This window comes from Murdochiella vaginalis (genome assembly GCF_902381775.1).
Taxonomy (GTDB): Bacteria; Bacillota; Clostridia; order Tissierellales; family Peptoniphilaceae; genus Murdochiella; species Murdochiella vaginalis.
Genome location: NZ_LR698969.1, coordinates 1,218,556 through 1,234,982 on the forward strand (window position 1 = coordinate 1,218,556; position 16,427 = coordinate 1,234,982).

At 51.0% G+C, this 16,427-nt stretch carries 15 protein-coding genes; 1 reads left to right on the forward strand and 14 read right to left on the reverse strand.

What is annotated here, in order from left to right; translation table 11 throughout:
- Positions 1 to 26 precede the first annotated feature (26 nt).
- The 10 genes from pknB to gmk all read right to left on the reverse strand — a co-directional run bounded on the left by pknB (position 27) and on the right by gmk (position 10,834).
- Positions 27 to 1,973, reverse strand: coding sequence for a Stk1 family PASTA domain-containing Ser/Thr kinase (pknB, locus tag FXY30_RS05450; RefSeq protein ID WP_071705665.1), 1,947 nt, complete (start codon positions 1,971 to 1,973; stop codon positions 27 to 29).
- The gene (locus tag FXY30_RS05455; protein ID WP_071705666.1) at positions 1,951 to 2,697 is read right to left on the reverse strand and encodes a Stp1/IreP family PP2C-type Ser/Thr phosphatase; all 747 of its coding nucleotides are present in this window, start codon (positions 2,695 to 2,697) and stop codon (positions 1,951 to 1,953) included. The genes pknB and FXY30_RS05455 overlap by 23 nt, the downstream gene beginning before the upstream one ends.
- Positions 2,697 to 3,731, reverse strand: a complete 1,035-nt coding sequence (gene rlmN / locus FXY30_RS05460; protein WP_071705667.1) for a dual-specificity RNA methyltransferase RlmN — start codon at positions 3,729 to 3,731, stop codon at positions 2,697 to 2,699. The genes FXY30_RS05455 and rlmN overlap by 1 nt, the downstream gene beginning before the upstream one ends.
- Before the next feature lie 21 nt (positions 3,732 to 3,752).
- Complete coding sequence (gene rsmB, locus FXY30_RS05465; protein ID WP_071705668.1) at positions 3,753 to 5,069, reverse strand: 16S rRNA (cytosine(967)-C(5))-methyltransferase RsmB; 1,317 nt, start codon at positions 5,067 to 5,069, stop codon at positions 3,753 to 3,755.
- Positions 5,069 to 6,010: a methionyl-tRNA formyltransferase gene (fmt, locus tag FXY30_RS05470; protein WP_071705669.1), complete on the reverse strand. Its 942-nt coding sequence runs from the start codon at positions 6,008 to 6,010 to the stop codon at positions 5,069 to 5,071. Before fmt ends, rsmB begins: the two co-directional genes overlap by 1 nt.
- Complete coding sequence (def, locus tag FXY30_RS05475; RefSeq protein ID WP_071705670.1) at positions 6,010 to 6,591, reverse strand: peptide deformylase; 582 nt, start codon at positions 6,589 to 6,591, stop codon at positions 6,010 to 6,012. The genes fmt and def overlap by 1 nt, the downstream gene beginning before the upstream one ends.
- A 64-nt stretch (positions 6,592 to 6,655) precedes the next feature.
- Positions 6,656 to 8,842, reverse strand: a complete 2,187-nt coding sequence (priA, locus tag FXY30_RS05480) for a replication restart helicase PriA (RefSeq protein ID WP_071705671.1) — start codon at positions 8,840 to 8,842, stop codon at positions 6,656 to 6,658.
- Positions 8,839 to 10,020 (reverse strand): bifunctional phosphopantothenoylcysteine decarboxylase/phosphopantothenate--cysteine ligase CoaBC, encoded by a 1,182-nt coding sequence (coaBC, locus tag FXY30_RS05485; protein WP_071705672.1) that lies wholly within the window; start codon positions 10,018 to 10,020, stop codon positions 8,839 to 8,841. Before coaBC ends, priA begins: the two co-directional genes overlap by 4 nt.
- On the reverse strand, positions 10,021 to 10,230 hold the full coding sequence (gene rpoZ, locus FXY30_RS05490; protein WP_071705673.1) for a DNA-directed RNA polymerase subunit omega: 210 nt from the start codon (positions 10,228 to 10,230) through the stop codon (positions 10,021 to 10,023).
- Entirely contained in the window at positions 10,223 to 10,834 is a 612-nt protein-coding gene (gmk, locus tag FXY30_RS05495; protein WP_071705674.1) for a guanylate kinase, read from the reverse strand. The genes rpoZ and gmk overlap by 8 nt, the downstream gene beginning before the upstream one ends.
- A gap of 203 nt (positions 10,835 to 11,037) precedes the next feature.
- On the opposite strand from gmk, the gene FXY30_RS05500 reads away from it, so the two are divergent.
- Positions 11,038 to 12,819, forward strand: coding sequence for an Rqc2 family fibronectin-binding protein (locus FXY30_RS05500; RefSeq protein WP_071705675.1), 1,782 nt, complete (start codon positions 11,038 to 11,040; stop codon positions 12,817 to 12,819).
- Here the strand turns inward: FXY30_RS05500 and FXY30_RS05505 are convergent.
- From FXY30_RS05505 to ruvX, 4 genes are read right to left on the reverse strand one after another with little or no spacing between them, the layout of a single operon-like run.
- Entirely contained in the window at positions 12,816 to 14,063 is a 1,248-nt protein-coding gene (locus FXY30_RS05505) for a peptidase U32 family protein (protein WP_071705676.1), read from the reverse strand. The two genes, FXY30_RS05500 and FXY30_RS05505, sit on opposite strands and share 4 nt — an antisense overlap.
- A complete protein-coding gene (locus FXY30_RS05510; protein ID WP_071705677.1) occupies positions 14,050 to 15,750 on the reverse strand; it encodes a ribonuclease J in 1,701 nt (566 codons plus the stop codon). The genes FXY30_RS05505 and FXY30_RS05510 overlap by 14 nt, the downstream gene beginning before the upstream one ends.
- On the reverse strand, positions 15,747 to 16,013 hold the full coding sequence (locus FXY30_RS05515; protein ID WP_071705678.1) for a DUF1292 domain-containing protein: 267 nt from the start codon (positions 16,011 to 16,013) through the stop codon (positions 15,747 to 15,749). The genes FXY30_RS05510 and FXY30_RS05515 overlap by 4 nt, the downstream gene beginning before the upstream one ends.
- Positions 16,010 to 16,426, reverse strand: a complete 417-nt coding sequence (gene ruvX, locus FXY30_RS05520) for a Holliday junction resolvase RuvX (protein ID WP_071706124.1) — start codon at positions 16,424 to 16,426, stop codon at positions 16,010 to 16,012. Before ruvX ends, FXY30_RS05515 begins: the two co-directional genes overlap by 4 nt.
- Between the last annotated feature and the right edge of the window lies 1 nt (position 16,427).

Genomic DNA, 16,427 nt, shown 5'->3' on the forward strand with positions numbered 1-16,427 from the left:
ATTTCCTCCTTACCGCACCGTATGCATTATTCTTTGGATGGCTTGTTCACGGTGTTGGCTTCCGCCAAGACACCGTCAATATAGATGGAAAATTGTGCTCCCTCCATCGCTTCCACGGATGCGGAAATATAGCCTTCGCTATTGGCATCAGAGGCACGGAAGGTCTTTTTAAACACCGGCTCCTCGCGCGATTCATTCAGATCAAAAATCGTCACTTCAAAGGTTTCCTTTCCTGCCGGCGGATAAATCCGCGTCTTGTAAATCATCTTTTTCGATGCGTTGTTTTGGGTGGATGTCGCCTCTTCTCCCATGGACACCGTGATGGAGATCGCGCTATTTTTCTCGACCTGTGTGCCGGCAGCAATGGATTGAGAAATGACGGTGCCGGAAGGATAGGTGCTGAAAGAAGTATTGAGCTTTTCGAGCTTCAATCCCGCCTCATTGATGGCGGCCAACGCCTGATTTTGCGTCTTGTTGATCAAGACCGGCACCACCGTCATAACAGCTTCCTTGCCTTTGCTTACAATGAGAACCACGCGGCTTCCGCTCTCCGCCTCCGATCCCACAGAAGGCTCTGTCCCCACCACCTGGTTTTTCGCAAAATTCTCATCAAAGGCCATTTTCGTTTGTCCGAGCCGGAAGCCTGCTTCCTGCAACAGTTTTGTGGCTTCTTCCACGCTTTTTCCACTCACGTCGGGAACCGTTTTTCGTTTCTTTCCGGAACTGACCACGAGATTAACAGTCGTCCCTTTTGGTACGGACGTACCGCTCATGATGCTCTGATCAATAACGATGCCTTCTTCCACCTCTTCATCCGGGCGTCTCTCGGTCACCACGCCTTTGAGATTGCTCATTGCCAGCTGATCTAAAGCATTTTTTTCTTCTAAATTGATCACTGCCGGTACCATAGCAATTTGATTCTGCTCATTTTTCTTCTTCTGATACAGGAAAAATGCCAGAAGAAGCACCAGGGTAATCACGGAAACGGCAATAAGCGAAATGGTGCGCAAACGGAATCGATTGGTTTTCCTCGGCTGCGGGCTCATCGCTCCACGACTTTGATACACCGCTTCCGGCACCGGCTCCACCGGCCTCGGCTTTTCCGCATAACGAACAGCAGCCGTAGGAAGAGACATGGTGTCGTCAAAGTCATTGTAATTATCCAGCGCATCCGCCAGATCCTCGGCAGAACTATACCGATCTTTCGGATTCTTTTCCAAGCAGCGCAAAATAATGCGATTCAGGCCCGGATGCAGGGACGGATTGCGTTCGATGGGAGCAACCGGCTCTTCTTGAATCTGCTTCATGGCGATGCCCACCGAAGTCTCCGCATCAAAAGGCACCTTGCCCGTCGCCATCTCATACATGACAACCCCAAGCGAGTAAATATCGGATTGCGCATCCACGGGCTGGCCCTTTGCCTGCTCCGGCGAAATGTAATGTACGGTCCCCAAAATATTATTCGTAAAGGTTACGGTGGAAGACGAGGTGATGCGCGCAATACCAAAGTCTGCCACTTTAATATCGCCGGTTTTGGTAATGAGAATATTAGCGGGTTTAATGTCCCGATGCACTAAATTGCATTCATGGGCTCGTGCCAAGGCCAGCGCAATCTGCTGTCCGGTTTTCGCAACGACGGCAGAGCTCATGACGCCATGCGTCTGGATTGCTTCCTTGAGAGTCGTGCCTTCAATGAGTTCCATGACGATATAATGCAACACGCGATCATCAATCTGTTCACGTCCGACATCATACACATTAACAATGTTAGGATGATTTAATGAGGCCGCAGCCAGCGCTTCATTTTCAAACTTTTGGACAAATTCTTCATCCTCAATATATTGGTCTTTTAGAATTTTTACGGCCACCTTACGCTTGAGCACAAGATCTTCCGCTTCATAGACATAGGCCATTCCGCCCTGTCCGATACGTTGTTCCAAGCGGTAGCGCTTATTGAGCAGAATCGGCTTCATCATCGCCTCCTATGTCATAGAGGGTCAACGTAATGTTATCCGCTCCCCCGTTATCATTGGCCAGCTTAACAAGACGTTCACACGCCTCACGTGCTCCCGGCTCTTCTTGCAAGACCTCTTCTATACTTGTCGTGTCCATCATCTTTGTCAGACCGTCACTGCACAGCAGCAGACGATCCCCGGAAGAAAGCGGCAGCGTACGGGTATCCACCTCGATGGTTTCATCCGTTCCCACGGCGCGCGTAAGGGTGTTGCGATCCGGATGCACCAGCGCCTCCTCCGGCGTTAGCAAGCCCTGTCGAACCATATCCGCCACCAGCGAATGGTCCTGCGTGAGCTGCAGGAGCTTTCCGTCGCGGAAAAGATAAATGCGGCTGTCCCCGACATGTGCAATGGTCAATTGTCTGTCGGCAATGACCGCTGCACAAATGGTGGTTCCCATTCGACGATATTCCGGAACATGTTCCCCTTTTTCGTAGATCGCCGAATTCGCCGCTTCTATCGCCTCTGTCAAAAACGCTTCATAGTCATTCCGATCCTTATCCTTCATAAAGTAGGATTGGCAGGCGTCAATGGCCATGGATGCTGCAACTTCTCCGGCATTATGTCCGCCCATACCATCCGCCAGCAAAAGCAGCGAAAAGCGAGGATGAAAATAATTGGAATAGCGATCCTGATTCATGGAACGCACGCGTCCCACATCGGTTATGGAATAGGTGTTCATCAATTCCTCTCTTCTTCTTCATACAGGACGCGCAGCTGCCCGCAGGCAGCATCGATATCTGCTCCGCGTTTCTGTCGAATGCTGACATGCACGCCGTTCTTCTCCAACCGTTCGGCAAAACGGGCGATTGCCTTTACGTTTGCGGAATGGCCCTGAAACTCCTCGATCGTATTCAAGGGAATCAGATTCACATGATATTGCGGACCAACAAGATGCGTGCTCATCCACTGCACATCCTCTTCTCGGTCATTTTCACCCTGAATGAGGGCGTACTCCAGGCTGATACGTCTTCCCGTCTTGGCAAAATAGGCATCGCAAGCGTCGAGCACTTGTGCAATGCCATAGCGTCGGGCAATGGGCATGGTTCGCTTTCGCCGTTCATCTGACGTCGCGTGCAGGGAAATGGCCAAGTTGATAGCCAGCTTTTCCTCCATAAGGCGATAAATGCCCGGAACAATGCCGCACGTGGATAGAGTAATGTGCCGCTCACTCAAATTCTTCCCTTCCGGCGCCGTGACGAGGTGAATAAAGCGAAGCACTTCATCAAAGTTATCCAACGGTTCACCGATCCCCATGAGAACAATACGGGTGATGGGAGTATTTTCCCATTCTTCCACTCGATATACCTGTTCCAATATTTCTTCGGCTTGCAGATTTCGCCCGAATGCGGCTTTGGTGGAAGCGCAAAACGTACATCCCATGCGGCAGCCGACCTGCGTCGACACGCAAAGCGTCGTACGATCCGCATAGGGCATGAATACCGTCTCAATGGCTGCACCGTCTTCCAGGGCCAACAAATACTTTGCGCTGCCGTCACAAGAAGCGAGACGATGTATCTTCTGCACTGTGCGTACAGGAAGGCTTGCCGCTCGCTCCCGAAACGCCTTGGGCAGGACATGAGCCTCAAGAATATCCCGTTTACGCTCGACATGGAAATGATGAAAAAGTTGATTTCCGCGAAAAGCGGGAAAGCCTTGCCGAATCGCCCATTCCCTACATTCCGCAAGCGTAAACGCATTGCCTGCACGTTGCATATTTCCTCCTGCTTTCCGTTATTATACCATCCCCGCTCTATTGCCGTCAGCGGTCGGTCGCCGAAAGCGCGCAATGAAGAAGCCATCCGAATGCTCAACCAGAGGGGAATACCGCAGCACCGATTTTCCCTCCATGGGTTCCGGCTTCCAGTTCGTGGGAAGCGTCGAGATAACTTCTTCGTTCTCTTTTCTGCCGTAGGTGCAGGTGCTATACACCAGTCGACCGCCGGGTTTAACGTAACGCAGTGCCGTTTGCAGAATCTCTTTTTGCAAACGGGCCAGTGTCTCGATATCCTCTTCTCGTCGATTCCAACGTATATCGGGTTTGCGCCCCAAAAGTCCAAGACCCGAACAAGGCGCATCCACCAGCACAGCATCAAACCGATTTTCCCATTCCGCTTGAAACACACGCGCATCGCTTATGTGTATTTCCAGCGGTGCATGCATGCGTGCTGCATTCTCTTCCATATAGCGTCGTTTTTCTTCTACTACGTCATTGGCAACAATCCGACACGATGGTGCGAGAAGCTTCATCGCTACGGATTTTCCGCCCGGTGCCGCACAAAGATCGAGGATTTCTCCCTCTTGGATTCCTTCTACGGTCATTTCCGCGGCGCGCACGCCAGCCTGCGACTGAATAGTAATTTTCCCTTCCCGAAATGCTTCAGTATCGGTTACCATACCGCTATTGCATAGAAGACAGTGTGAGGAAATTGTGCCAAAGCGGAGTCCGGAAAGAAAAGGTGCAAGGGATTGATAAAGCGCCTCACGAGATTGATCGGGTGAAACGAAAAGACTGATGGGCGCCGGTTCGTTTTGTTTGGCCAATACCCTCTCCCAATCGCTTTCTGAAAAACAGCATGCCAAGTACTTGGCCATCCAATCCGGAACGGAATAGCGAACGGCAAGACGTTTCTGACGGTCGGCTATGGGAAGCTCTTTGGCTTTATCTCCCCCGCGCAAAAGAGAACGAAGTACAGCATTGACATAGCGTTTCAGAGCCTGCTCCTTTTTTGGTACCAGCGAAACCGCCTGATCGACCGCCGCATGGGGCGGAGTCTCTAAAAAGTACAATTCATAGAGGGCGAGGCGAAGAATATTGCGTACCGTGCCTTTCTGTTTGGCCATGGGGCGCGCCGAAAAGGTGTCCAACACCGCATCTAAATAGCGCCGGTTTTCCAATACGCCATAAACGAGCCGACGCATCGAAGCACGGTCACGAGCATCCGTCATCGCTTGCGCATGACGATTGAGGGCTCTTTCTACCGCTTCCCCTGTACGCTCTCCTTGTACCAGCACAGCAAGTGCACCGGCTCTTGCCTCATCCGCTTTTCCCATCACGCATTCTCCCATGGAGTGATTTTCGTTCCCGGTGCTACCGGATGACCGTTCAGAAACGCACCGACCGACATTGCTTTTTTATTAGCCGGCTGTAGCATATCCACCACAAACAGTCCTTCTCCTGTCTGAATAGCAATGCCGTTCTTATCGGCACGCAGAATCTCCCCTACTTCGCCTTTATCGACATCTTTCTCCGCATGCGCCGCATGGACTTTGTATTCTTCGCCCATCCAACGCAATTTCGCGCCCGGCCACTCTTTCACAGTTAATACCTGGCGGACCAGCATTGGGGCCGATTTTCTCATGTCTAACAAACCGTCTTCGCGCTGAATCTTTTTCGCGTAGGTTGCCTTGTTGTCATCTTGGGGCACACGTACCGCGTAATACGCATCATAATGGCGAAGGGTATCCAACAGCACCTCTGCGCCAAGAACGCTGAGTTTTTTCGATACGGTGCTCAAATCCTCATCTTTTAGTGAGAAAGAAGCCTGTTGAAGCATATCCCCGGCATCGAGTTCCTTTTCCACCAACATTGCTGTTACTCCCACTTCGTTCTCGCCGGCAAGCATGGCCCGCTGAATGGGTGCGGCGCCGCGATAGTGCGGAAGCAGGCTTGCGTGAATATTTAAAATCTTTCCGGCATAGCGGCGAAGCAGTGTATTGCCGAGCAGCTGACCGAAGGCGATTACCACCAACACATCCGCTTGCGCCTCTTCGAGCCGGGAAAGAAATGCGGCATCGTTTACGGAATCCGGCGTTTCCACCGGAAGAGAAAGCGCAAGTGCCGCTTCCTTCACAGGCGTCGGGCTCCATTTTCCGCGGGATCTTCTTCGATCCGGTTGCGAAACGACCAAAACAACGTCCATATCGTTCGCAGCATGAAGGGCCTGAAGCGAAGGAAGTGCAAAATCCGGCGTGCCGAAAAAGGCGATACGCATTACTGCTCTCCTTTCGCTTCGTCAGCGGAATTCGACGCCTCTTCCTGCTCTACTTCTGTTTCCTCGTCTTCCTCATCCAACAGATGATGCGCACGCAAATATGCTTTCTGTTCGTCTGTGGGATGTGCAAGGTCGATTTCTTCTTCCACTAAGTCCCGAAACAGCACGCCGTTCAAGTGATCGATTTCGTGACAGAGACAACGGGCGAAAAGTCCTTCCGCTTTGACCGTTCTCTCCACGCCCTCTTCGTCCTGATACGACACCGTAACGCTTTGCGGGCGATAGACCGTCCCGTTGTAGTGCGGGACGGATAGGCATCCCTCAATATCCAACTGCTGCTCTTCGGAACGTTCGAGGATCTCGGGATTCACCATTTTATACACACCTTCCCCGACATCCACCGTAATGAGACGGCGCAATCTGCCTATCTGTGGCGCCGCGAGACCCACGCCCTGGTTTTCTTTCATGGTTTCCACCATGGCATCCAGAAGCGCGCGGATCTTGTCATTTACAGCATTGACCGGCTTTGCTTTTTTGCGAAGGATAGGATCTCCCTCTACGCGCAAGGTTAATAAAGCCATGATTGTCCTTTCTTTTTCACCGCTTGAAAAGCGGTCCTTCTTGTTTCGTGCGGCACATGCCGCATTAATACATCGTTAACGGATCCAGCGTAACCGTAATCCACAAATCTTCCGCCGTCGGAAACGCATGGATGACGCTTCTGCCCGCCTCTTCCAGCAGTCTCCGATCCGGCGAACGAAGCATGAGGGAAAAGCGATAGCGACGGTTCATACGCTCTATAACGCTCGGACTCGGTCCATCTTGGTGAAGATCACCGTAGCGGCGAGCGAGAAAATCATGTACCTGATGTGCTTTATGCAGCGCTTCATCCCGTCGAAAGCCGCTGAATTGGATGTGCAGCGCATGCCATACGGGCGGATACTGATTTTCCCGACGATAGGCGATTTCCTGACGGTAAAAAGCATCGACGTCATAGGTTGCCGCGGAAAGCAACGCATAGTGGGATGGAACATAAGACTGAATAAACACCTCACCGGGACGATCTGCTCGCCCCGCTCGTCCGGCCACCTGCGTTAATAGCTGAAAGGTTCGCTCCGCCGCGCGTAAATCCGGCAAATTCAGGTTGACATCGGCGGAAAGTATGCCGACGACCGTTACCTTTGGAAAATCAAATCCTTTGGCAATCATCTGGGTTCCAAGGAGAATGTCAATTTTCCCTTCTCGCATTCCATTATAAACGTCATCATAGGCACCCTTTTGCTGCATGGTGTCCGCATCCGCTCGACGTACCCGTGCTTCGGGAAATAGCCGCCTCACCTCTTCTTCCAGCTGTTCCGTTCCGGCGCCGAATTCCCGTATTGCGTGACTTCCACATTGAGGGCACTTCCTACGATAGACCTTCTCTCTTCCACAATAGTGACAGATGAGCTTATCACGGTGTTTGTGATACGTCATAGCCACATCGCACGCATCACACCGGTAAACATAGCCACAGGCGCGGCAAAACACAAACGAGGTATGTCCACGTTTGTTGAGAAACAGAATAACCTGCTCTCCCTTGCTGAGCGCATTCTTCGTCGCATTATAGAGAGAGCGCGAAAACATGGATCGATTGTTGTTTTTCAGTTCTTCTCGCATGTCCACCAAATGTGCCGTCGGCATGGGCTGATTATGCACACGCGTAGGTAAATCCAGGCGGGTCAGCTCCCCTGTTTCCACACGATAAAGCGATTCTATGGACGGCGTTGCCGAGCCCAGAACCAAGGAACAATGATGCCAGTTGGCCCGAAATGCCGCAATATGATCGGTATGATACTTCGGGTTCTGCTCGCTCACATAACTCGTCTCATGTTCCTCGTCAATGATGAGAATGCCGAGATCGGAAAAAGGAGCAAACACGGCGCTTCTTGCACCGATGGCAATGGTGACTTCCCCGCGCTGAATCTTTTCCCATTCTTCATAGCGTTCTGCAGAAGAAAGCCGGGAATGCAATATAGCGACTTGGCGGCCAAAGCGCCCCTCAAAACGTGCGATGGTCTGCGGCGTCAATGCGATTTCAGGCACTAAAATAATGGCTTGCTTACCTTCTTCCAGCGCCTTTTGCACCAATTGCAGATAGATCTCGGTCTTTCCCGAACCGGTTACGCCGCAAAGCAGATATTGACCCGTTTTTTCCGTAATCTGCTCGAATACCTTCTGTTGCTGAGGTGTTAACGGCATGGCCGCATAGGCTTCTGCTTCCGGCTTTTGAAGACGTTTTATACGCTCCTCTTCGCGGACAATCCACCCCCGTTCTTCCAGACGCAAAAGCGTCGCGGAATCGGCTTGGGTTTCGGTAAGCAGCGCTTCACGAGAAAGCGCGCCGTTGGAAAGAGCGGCCAAAACCTTCGCCTGACGATGTGCTCCGGCACGCGGCGTTGCTTCTTTTCCCTCTTTTGTCAATGCATAATGAAAGCGAACCTTCGGACGATATTCTCCCGGTTTCCCCGGGGGGAGAACCGTTTGAATGGCTGCGGCGAAATCAGAAAGATCGTGGTGGACCATGTCCTCGACTAAGGCCAGTGCTTCTTCCGACACCGGAGAAAGCGTGGGAATCCAGGAGAGAATATCCTTTGTAGGAAAATTCGGAGGATCCTTTTCCACGACTTGCCAAACAAGAGCATCACAACGACGATTGCCTCGCCCGAACGGAACGCGGCAAAGAGCACCGCGCACCGCTCCTTCACGAAGGGCGTCGGGAACGGCATACGTAAAAAGGCGCTCCGTCTTTCTCGTATTGGTTAAAAGATAGACGTCAACGAACGTACTCATCGCAAAAGATCCAATAAATGATCCGCCACTTCTTCTTTGGTTAGAAGCGGCAGCGCTTCTTCCTTCTCCTCACCGAGAATCGTCACAATATTCGTATCGTAATCGAATGCGGCGCCTTCCTTCGTGACATCGTTCGCCACGATATAATCCAATTTTTTCTTCTTTAACTTTTCGCGTGCATGGTCCAAGACTTTTTCGGATTCGGTGGCAAACCCGATCACCGTCTGATGCGTCTTCATCGTGGCGAGATGTCGGAGAATATCCGGCGTATCCACCATCTCCAGAATATGGACCTTTCCGTCATCCGCGCCTTTTATTTTCTGCGTTTTTTCTTCCACGGGGCGAAAATCTGCCGGAGCAGCCGCCATCAAAAGCGCATCCGCTTTCGGAAATTCCCTCTCCAGAGCAGCCAGCATATCCTCCGTCGACTCCACGGCAATCGCGCGCACACCCTGCGGCACAGGCACCTTCATCTCTCCATGTACCAGCGTCACATCGGCCCCGCGCATCGCAGCGCGCTTTGCAATGGCCACGCCCTGCTTACCGGAGGAATCATTGGTCAAAAAGCGCACAGGATCCAGTCGCTCCCGGGTCGGACCCGCCGAAACCAGAATGCGCTTGCCCGCTAAATCCTTTTCGGTTAAGGCACTTTCCACAGCCAAAAGGAGCGAAACCGGCTCCGGCATGCGCCCCTCCCCTTCCTCTTGACAGGCCAGCCATCCTGCTTCCGGATCCAAAATCGAAATGCCTCGACTACGAAGCGTCTCTAAGTTTTCCTGTGTGGCGGCGTTATGATACATCACCACATTCATAGCGGGTGCAACAAGGACAGGGCAATGGGCCGCAAGAGCGGTTGCGGAAAGCAAATCATCTGCGATGCCGTTCGCCATTTTCGCAAGAATATTCGCCGTCGCAGGAGCAATCAAAAACAGATCCGCCTCGCGCGTTAAGTCGATATGGGGAATCATCCCCTCCTCTTCGGCAAAGAGATCCGTGTATACCGTATGACCGGACATGGTCTGAAAGGTCAAAGGCGTCACAAAACGAGCGGCACCTTCCGTCATGACCACCCGCGTTTCCGCACCTGCTTTGCGCAAGCGTGACAACAGATCCGGAATTTTATAGATTGCAATCCCTCCCGATACACCAAGGAGGATGCGCTTGCCTGAAAGACTCATTTATTCCTCCACAGGGGCTACTTGATCGACCTTGGTGACTTTACGCTGCATAATTTCATCCAAGGCGATGGTAACCGGTTTTTCTCCTTTGCTGTCCACTAACGGTTGTGACCCGTCGGTTAGCAGGCGCGCACGTTTCATCACCATCACGCACACGTCGTAACGGCTCGGGCTGATTTCGCCCAGTTCTCGAAATGATGGATTAATCATGAAATTCCTCCCAATAGGTTTCAATCAGTTCGGTATCGATGCGTTGATTTTCAGCATCGATAATATGAGACACCATCTCCGCGCAGCGATCCACCTCGTCATTGACAACAGCGAAATCATAATCGTGCAGCATGGAGATCTCTTTGCCGGCATTGGCCAAACGCAGATGAATACTATCCTCGTTTTCACTGCCACGTTTCCGAATGCGGGATTCCAAATCGCCACGATGCGGCGGAAGCAAGAAAATGTACACGCCGCCGGGCATATTTTGTTTCACCTGCATGGCGCCCTGCACGTCAATTTCCAGCAACACGTTTTGACCGGCAGCAAGCTGGTCCAACACGTAGGCTTTCGGCGTGCCATAATAATTGCCGTGCACCTTCGCAAATTCAATCAATTCTCCGCGGTCGATGAGAGCATTAAATTCGGCAGGCGTATAAAAAAAATAATTTTCACCATCTTTTTCCTGCGGCCGCTTGGCGCGTGTGGTGGCGGAAATGCTCACCTTAAGATCGTTACGCATGGCTTTGAGCGCTTCACAGACCGTTCCCTTACCCACTCCGGAAGGGCCGGACAGTATGATCAACTTTCCCTGACGTCGCATGGTTCCTCCTTTTCGTTCCAAGAGCAGTGTAACAGGGTGCAAGGAAAAAAGCGATGGAATAAGACAATATTGTCATAATTTTAGTGAAAATATAGAATCGTGCGGTCAAGTTATGGTCTTCCGTTTCCTTTCCTTCTATTTTTCCGGTTTCGTTTGCATTCGGACGAATGCTATAATAAGCGAAGCACAGAAAGGATTTTCTCATGACATTTGACGGCATTACCATGCATGCAGTGGTGGACGAGCTCCGGAAAAAGCTGCTCGGCGGACACCTGAAAAAAATAAACCAAATTGGTCCGACACAGTTGACCATGTCCTTCTATGCGAACGGCGAAAATCTATTGCTCTATCTTTCCTGTGATTCTGCAAACGGAAGGTTACATCTGACCACAAAAAAATACACCAATCCGACCACGCCGCCCAATTTCGTAATGCTTTTGCGCAAGCATTTAGGGCAAGGCAAATTGGTGGAGCTGGAGCAGGTCGCCATGGATCGTACGGTGCGACTGCGCTTTCAGACCCGCAATGAATTAGGCGATACAGTGGAAAAGCAGGTAATTTTAGAGGTGATGGGCCGCCACTCCAATCTCATTTTATTGGATGAACAGGATCGCGTCATTGAAGCGGTGCGCCGTGTCTCGCATGATATGAGCCGCGTGCGTCAGATTTATCCCGGAAAGACCTACGCCATTTTCCCTGCCAATAAACACGATGTTCTCACGCAAGAAGTGTCTCTTTCTATGCTGATCGAAGAGGCGCAAAAAGAGCAAAGCGGCGGATTAACAACGAAACAGCTTTTTTACGGCCGATTGACGGGCTTTTCCCCTTTAATTTCCGTGGAACTTTGCGTGCGCGCCGATGTGAATCCCGATACACCCATCGGAGCACTTACCGTTGCTCAGCAAAGGATGCTGGATCACCAGCTATCTCTTCTGGTTGCCGCGTTGCGTTCGAACACCTTTCACCCAGCGCTTTACCGCTCTCCCAAAAAGCAGGCCTATCCCTTTGCTCTTACGCATTACGGCAAGCCGGAAGCCGAGGATGCCTCCATCAGTACGCTCATCGACCGACAAACGGCGGAAACGGCACGCGATGATGGATTCGGACAACGCAAAGAGCATCTGCGCCATTCGTTGGCCATCCTGCTAGATAAAAAAATGCGTAAACGCGACCACCTGCGTGAGGATCAGGCACAGACAGAGAATCGGGAGGACTATAAAGAAGAGGCGGATTTGTTGGCCGCCTATGCGCATCAGGTCGTCAAAGGCCGTGAAAGCATTGTAGTGGACGACTTCTTTCACGACAATCGGCCACGAACTATTCCACTGGATCCCAAAAAATCCGGTCATGAAAACATGGAAGCCAAATATCGTCAGTTTTCCAAACTGAATACCGCCCACAAGCTATTGGCCGAAAGTATTCCGCGATTGGGAGAAGAGATACGTTATCTCGAACAATTGGGTGAAATGCTGGAGCAGACACAAGAAATTGAGGAATTGGAAGCCGTGCAACAGGAATTTGAGCGCGAAGGAATCCTACCCAAACGGAAACGAAAGGAAAAGAAAACGCCAGCTTCCGCACTACCGCCCCGCCAATTCCACACCAAAAACGGCATGGCAATTCTTGTAGGACGAAACAATGCGCAAAACGACCACCTCACCTTAAAAGTGGCGGATAAAGAAGACCTGTTTTTTCATTCCAAGACCGTTCCGGGCGCACACGTCATCTTGCGTACCGCAGGACAGATCCCCGATGAAAAAGACAAGCAAGCCGCCGCCTATCTGGCCGCCAAATACTCTTCACATTCCCGCGAAAAGGCTGTGGAGATCGACTATACGCAACGAAAACATGTCTACAAAGCCAAAGGGGCTAAGCCGGGCATGGTCTATTATAAAGAGTTTCATACGCTTGTTATCAATCCTCAGGCGGACGCAGCACATCTTCTCGTAGAGGAAGATGGTGTTTCGGAAAACGAAAAAAATTAAAATTCCGGTTCCCTTTGCTTGGCGCGGCGTACCATATCGCCCGCCGAGCAGTCCCCCGGTTTTGGCAGAATGACGATGGACTTGGGCGTTTTTGCCCGTTCCAAGGCCTCACCGTTTTCTGCAAAAATAGCGGACACATTCCAAAATAAAGTCTTTCCCACTGTCATCATTTCCAGTGCGTCGCCCACCGAAAAGGCGTTGCGTACTTCCACAGAAATGGTGTTTTTTTCTTCGTGTACCGCCGTAACGATGCCAACAAAATCATACTCCTGTATATACGAAGTGGAAGCGTAATTCTGCCCCTCCGCGCCGGGCGTGCCGAATAAAAAGCCCGTAGTTAGCGCACGGTGACTGGTTTTTTGAATTTCCTTGAGGCAATACGCGACCAGGTCTTCGCTCCAGCTTCCGTTTTCAAGAGCATCCAATGCCATACGGTAGGCATGCACCACGGTACCGACATAATAGGCGCTTTTTACGCGCCCTTCAATCTTCAAGCTGCCGATGCCGTTGGCAAGAAGCTCCGGCAAATACGGCAAAAGGCATAAATCCTTCGAATTCATAATGAACGTGCCGCGTTCCTCTTCTTCAATTGGGAAATATTCGCCGGGACGTGTTTCTTCCATCAAGGCGTATTTCCAGCGACACGCCTGTGCGCAATCGCCGCGATTGGCATCCCGCCCGGTCATATAGTTGGAAAGTAAGCACCGGCCGGATACGGAGATGCACATGGCACCATGCACAAAGCATTCCAGTTCCAATTTCGGGTCGATCTGCTTACGAATGGTACCGATTTCGGAAAGGCTCAATTCTCTGGCTAGAACAACCCGATTCGCACCCTGATCGCCCCAAAACTGTACCGATCTCGCATTCATAAGACTTGCCTGCGTAGAGATGTGAATGGGCAATGATGTCTCTTCGCGAACCACCTGAAAGACGCCGGCATCCGATACAATCACGGCATCGACACCCATCTTTTCCAGTGTTTTGGCGGTCTCCGCCAGTCCGTCAAAATCGGTCTCATGAGCAAGGATATTCAATGTAACATATACCTTTGCTTCGCGTTCATGCGCATACTCGAGCGCTTTTGCCAGCGAAACCAGAGAAAAATTACGGGATGCGGTGCGCAGACCGTAGCGCTCCAGAGCAAGATACACGGCATCCGCGCCGAAATGCAATGCGCTGCGCAGTTTTTCTTCGTCTCCGGCCGGCGCCAGCAATTCGATCTTTTGCTTATTGCACGACATGTCCGTCGGTCTCCATGATGATCGTGAGAATCATAGGATTGCGCTGGATTTCTTTGTATACGTATCCCTTTACCTCTTCACGCATGCGCGACTTCAGGAATGCCCAGTCTGTGATCTTACGGCGTTGGGCATCCTCGAAAATCTGCGTCACGATCTTCTTGAGCTCCTCAATAATATCCACGTTGTCTTTCATGTAAATGAAACCGCGCGAAATAATTTCCGGTCCGGCAACCACCTTATGCGTCTTGGGATCCACTGTGACCACCAGCGAAATCATACCATCGTCGGCAAGGCGTTTACGATCATTTAACACCACCGATCCGACATCACCGATGCCCAAGCCGTCAATAAGAATTCGTCCGGCCTGCACTTTTTCATCCATGTTGGCTACAACAGTTTTTCCGACTCGATTGAATTCGATAACACTGCCGTTTTCGGCCATGAGAATATGATCCTCCGGCACACCGAGATCCATCGCCAGCTTCTTGTGCGTGATGAGCATACGGGGCTCACCGTGTGCCGGTATGAAGTATTCTTCGTTTACCAACGAGTGCATGAGTTTAATTTCTTCCTGACAGGCGTGTCCGGAAACGTGTACGTTTTGAAGCGAGGAATAAACCACACGGCAGCCGCGCAACATCAAGGCATTAATCATGTCTCCGATGCTCTTTTCATTACCGGGAATCATGGATGCCGATAGGATGATGGTGTCATTTTCACCAACATTGATCTGCCGATGCGAGCCGTTTGACATACGTGAAAGAGCACTCATCGGTTCCCCTTGTGATCCGGTGATCAATAGGCACACTTCATCCGGTTTGTATTTTTCCACGTCTTTAATATCAATTAACGTCTTACTCTGAACGCGCAGATAGCCTAATTCGCTTGCCACGGCAACATTGTTGAGCATGGAGCGTCCGGAAAGAGCAACCTTGCGGTTATTGGCTTCCGCCGCTTCAATGATTTGCTGTACTCGATGCAGGTTGGACGCAAAGGTGGCAACAATCAAGCGTCCCTTGGTATTACTGAAAATCTGCTTGAAGGTTTCCCCCACACTGCGCTCGCTGAGCGTATAACCCGGACGCTCCACGTTTGTGGAATCGCTATAAAGTGCGAGAACACCTTCCTCTCCGAGTTCCGCCAGGCGGTGAATATCCGTTGGCTCATGATCAATGGGTGTAAAATCGAATTTAAAATCCCCGGTAAAAAGAATGGTCCCTACCGGATTATGCACCGCAATGGCACAGGCATCCGGGATGCTGTGCGCTACGCGAACAAATTCGCAATCCAACTCTCCTAAGCGCAAAACGTCCCCGGCCTTCACGTACTTAATAACCGATGGATTAATACCATGCTCTTTAAATTTGTTTTCCAGCATCCCGCCGGTAAGACGCGTGCAATATACATTGGTCTGCAGCTTTTTCAGGACGTACGGTACTGCACCGTAGTGATCTTCATGCCCGTGCGTCAAGAGAATGCCCCGCAGCTTTTCCTTGTTCTTTTCGAGATAGGAAATATCCGGGATCACTGTGTCCACACCCGGCATATCCTCATCCGGAAACGTCAGGCCGGCGTCAATCACAATCATATCATTGCCGTATTCGACCACCGCCATGTTCTTTCCGATTTCACGCAATCCGCCGAGCGGAATCACCCGTAATCGCTTTATATTCGCTTTTGTTTTCAAACGCTTTCCTCCTTTTGTTCTTTCCCTTTTTCCATTTTATTTAATTCCTCGAAGGCTTCGCTCACCTCATCGAGTTCTCGTTCCGATTCCAATGCCGCAAAGACCATATCGTCTCCGTCGGCAAAATAACGCAAAAAGAAGGAAGAACCATCTTCCTGGTCTTCCACTAAACAATAGTCCTTATCTTGCAAGGAAAAAGACGCAACGAGGGTTAATGCCACATCACGCTCTCCATCCTGTACAATCATCTCTTGTCTGTTCATTGTTTTTCCCGTCTGTCCAGCCATTGCTGGAGAATAAACGTTGCCGCGATCGCGTCAACGACTTGCTTTCGTTTTTCCCGACGAACGCCGGTTTTCATCAGTACAGCGCTCGCCTGCATCGTGCTCAATCTCTCGTCCTGATACTCCACGGCATACCCTTTTTTCAACAATTCGGCGCCGAAGCTCTTCGCGCGGCGAGCCGAATCACTCATCTGATTATTCATATGCTTGGGTAAACCGATTATAATTTCTGCAATCGAATAGGCGCTGATGATCTCTTCTAAGGCGAAAAGATCTGCAGCGAATGTCGAACGTTTAATGGTCGTATGGGCCTGCGCAATGAGATACGTGGGGTCGCTGATTGCCACCCCGATGGTCTTTGTACCCAAGTCCAATCCCATTGCGCGAGTCACC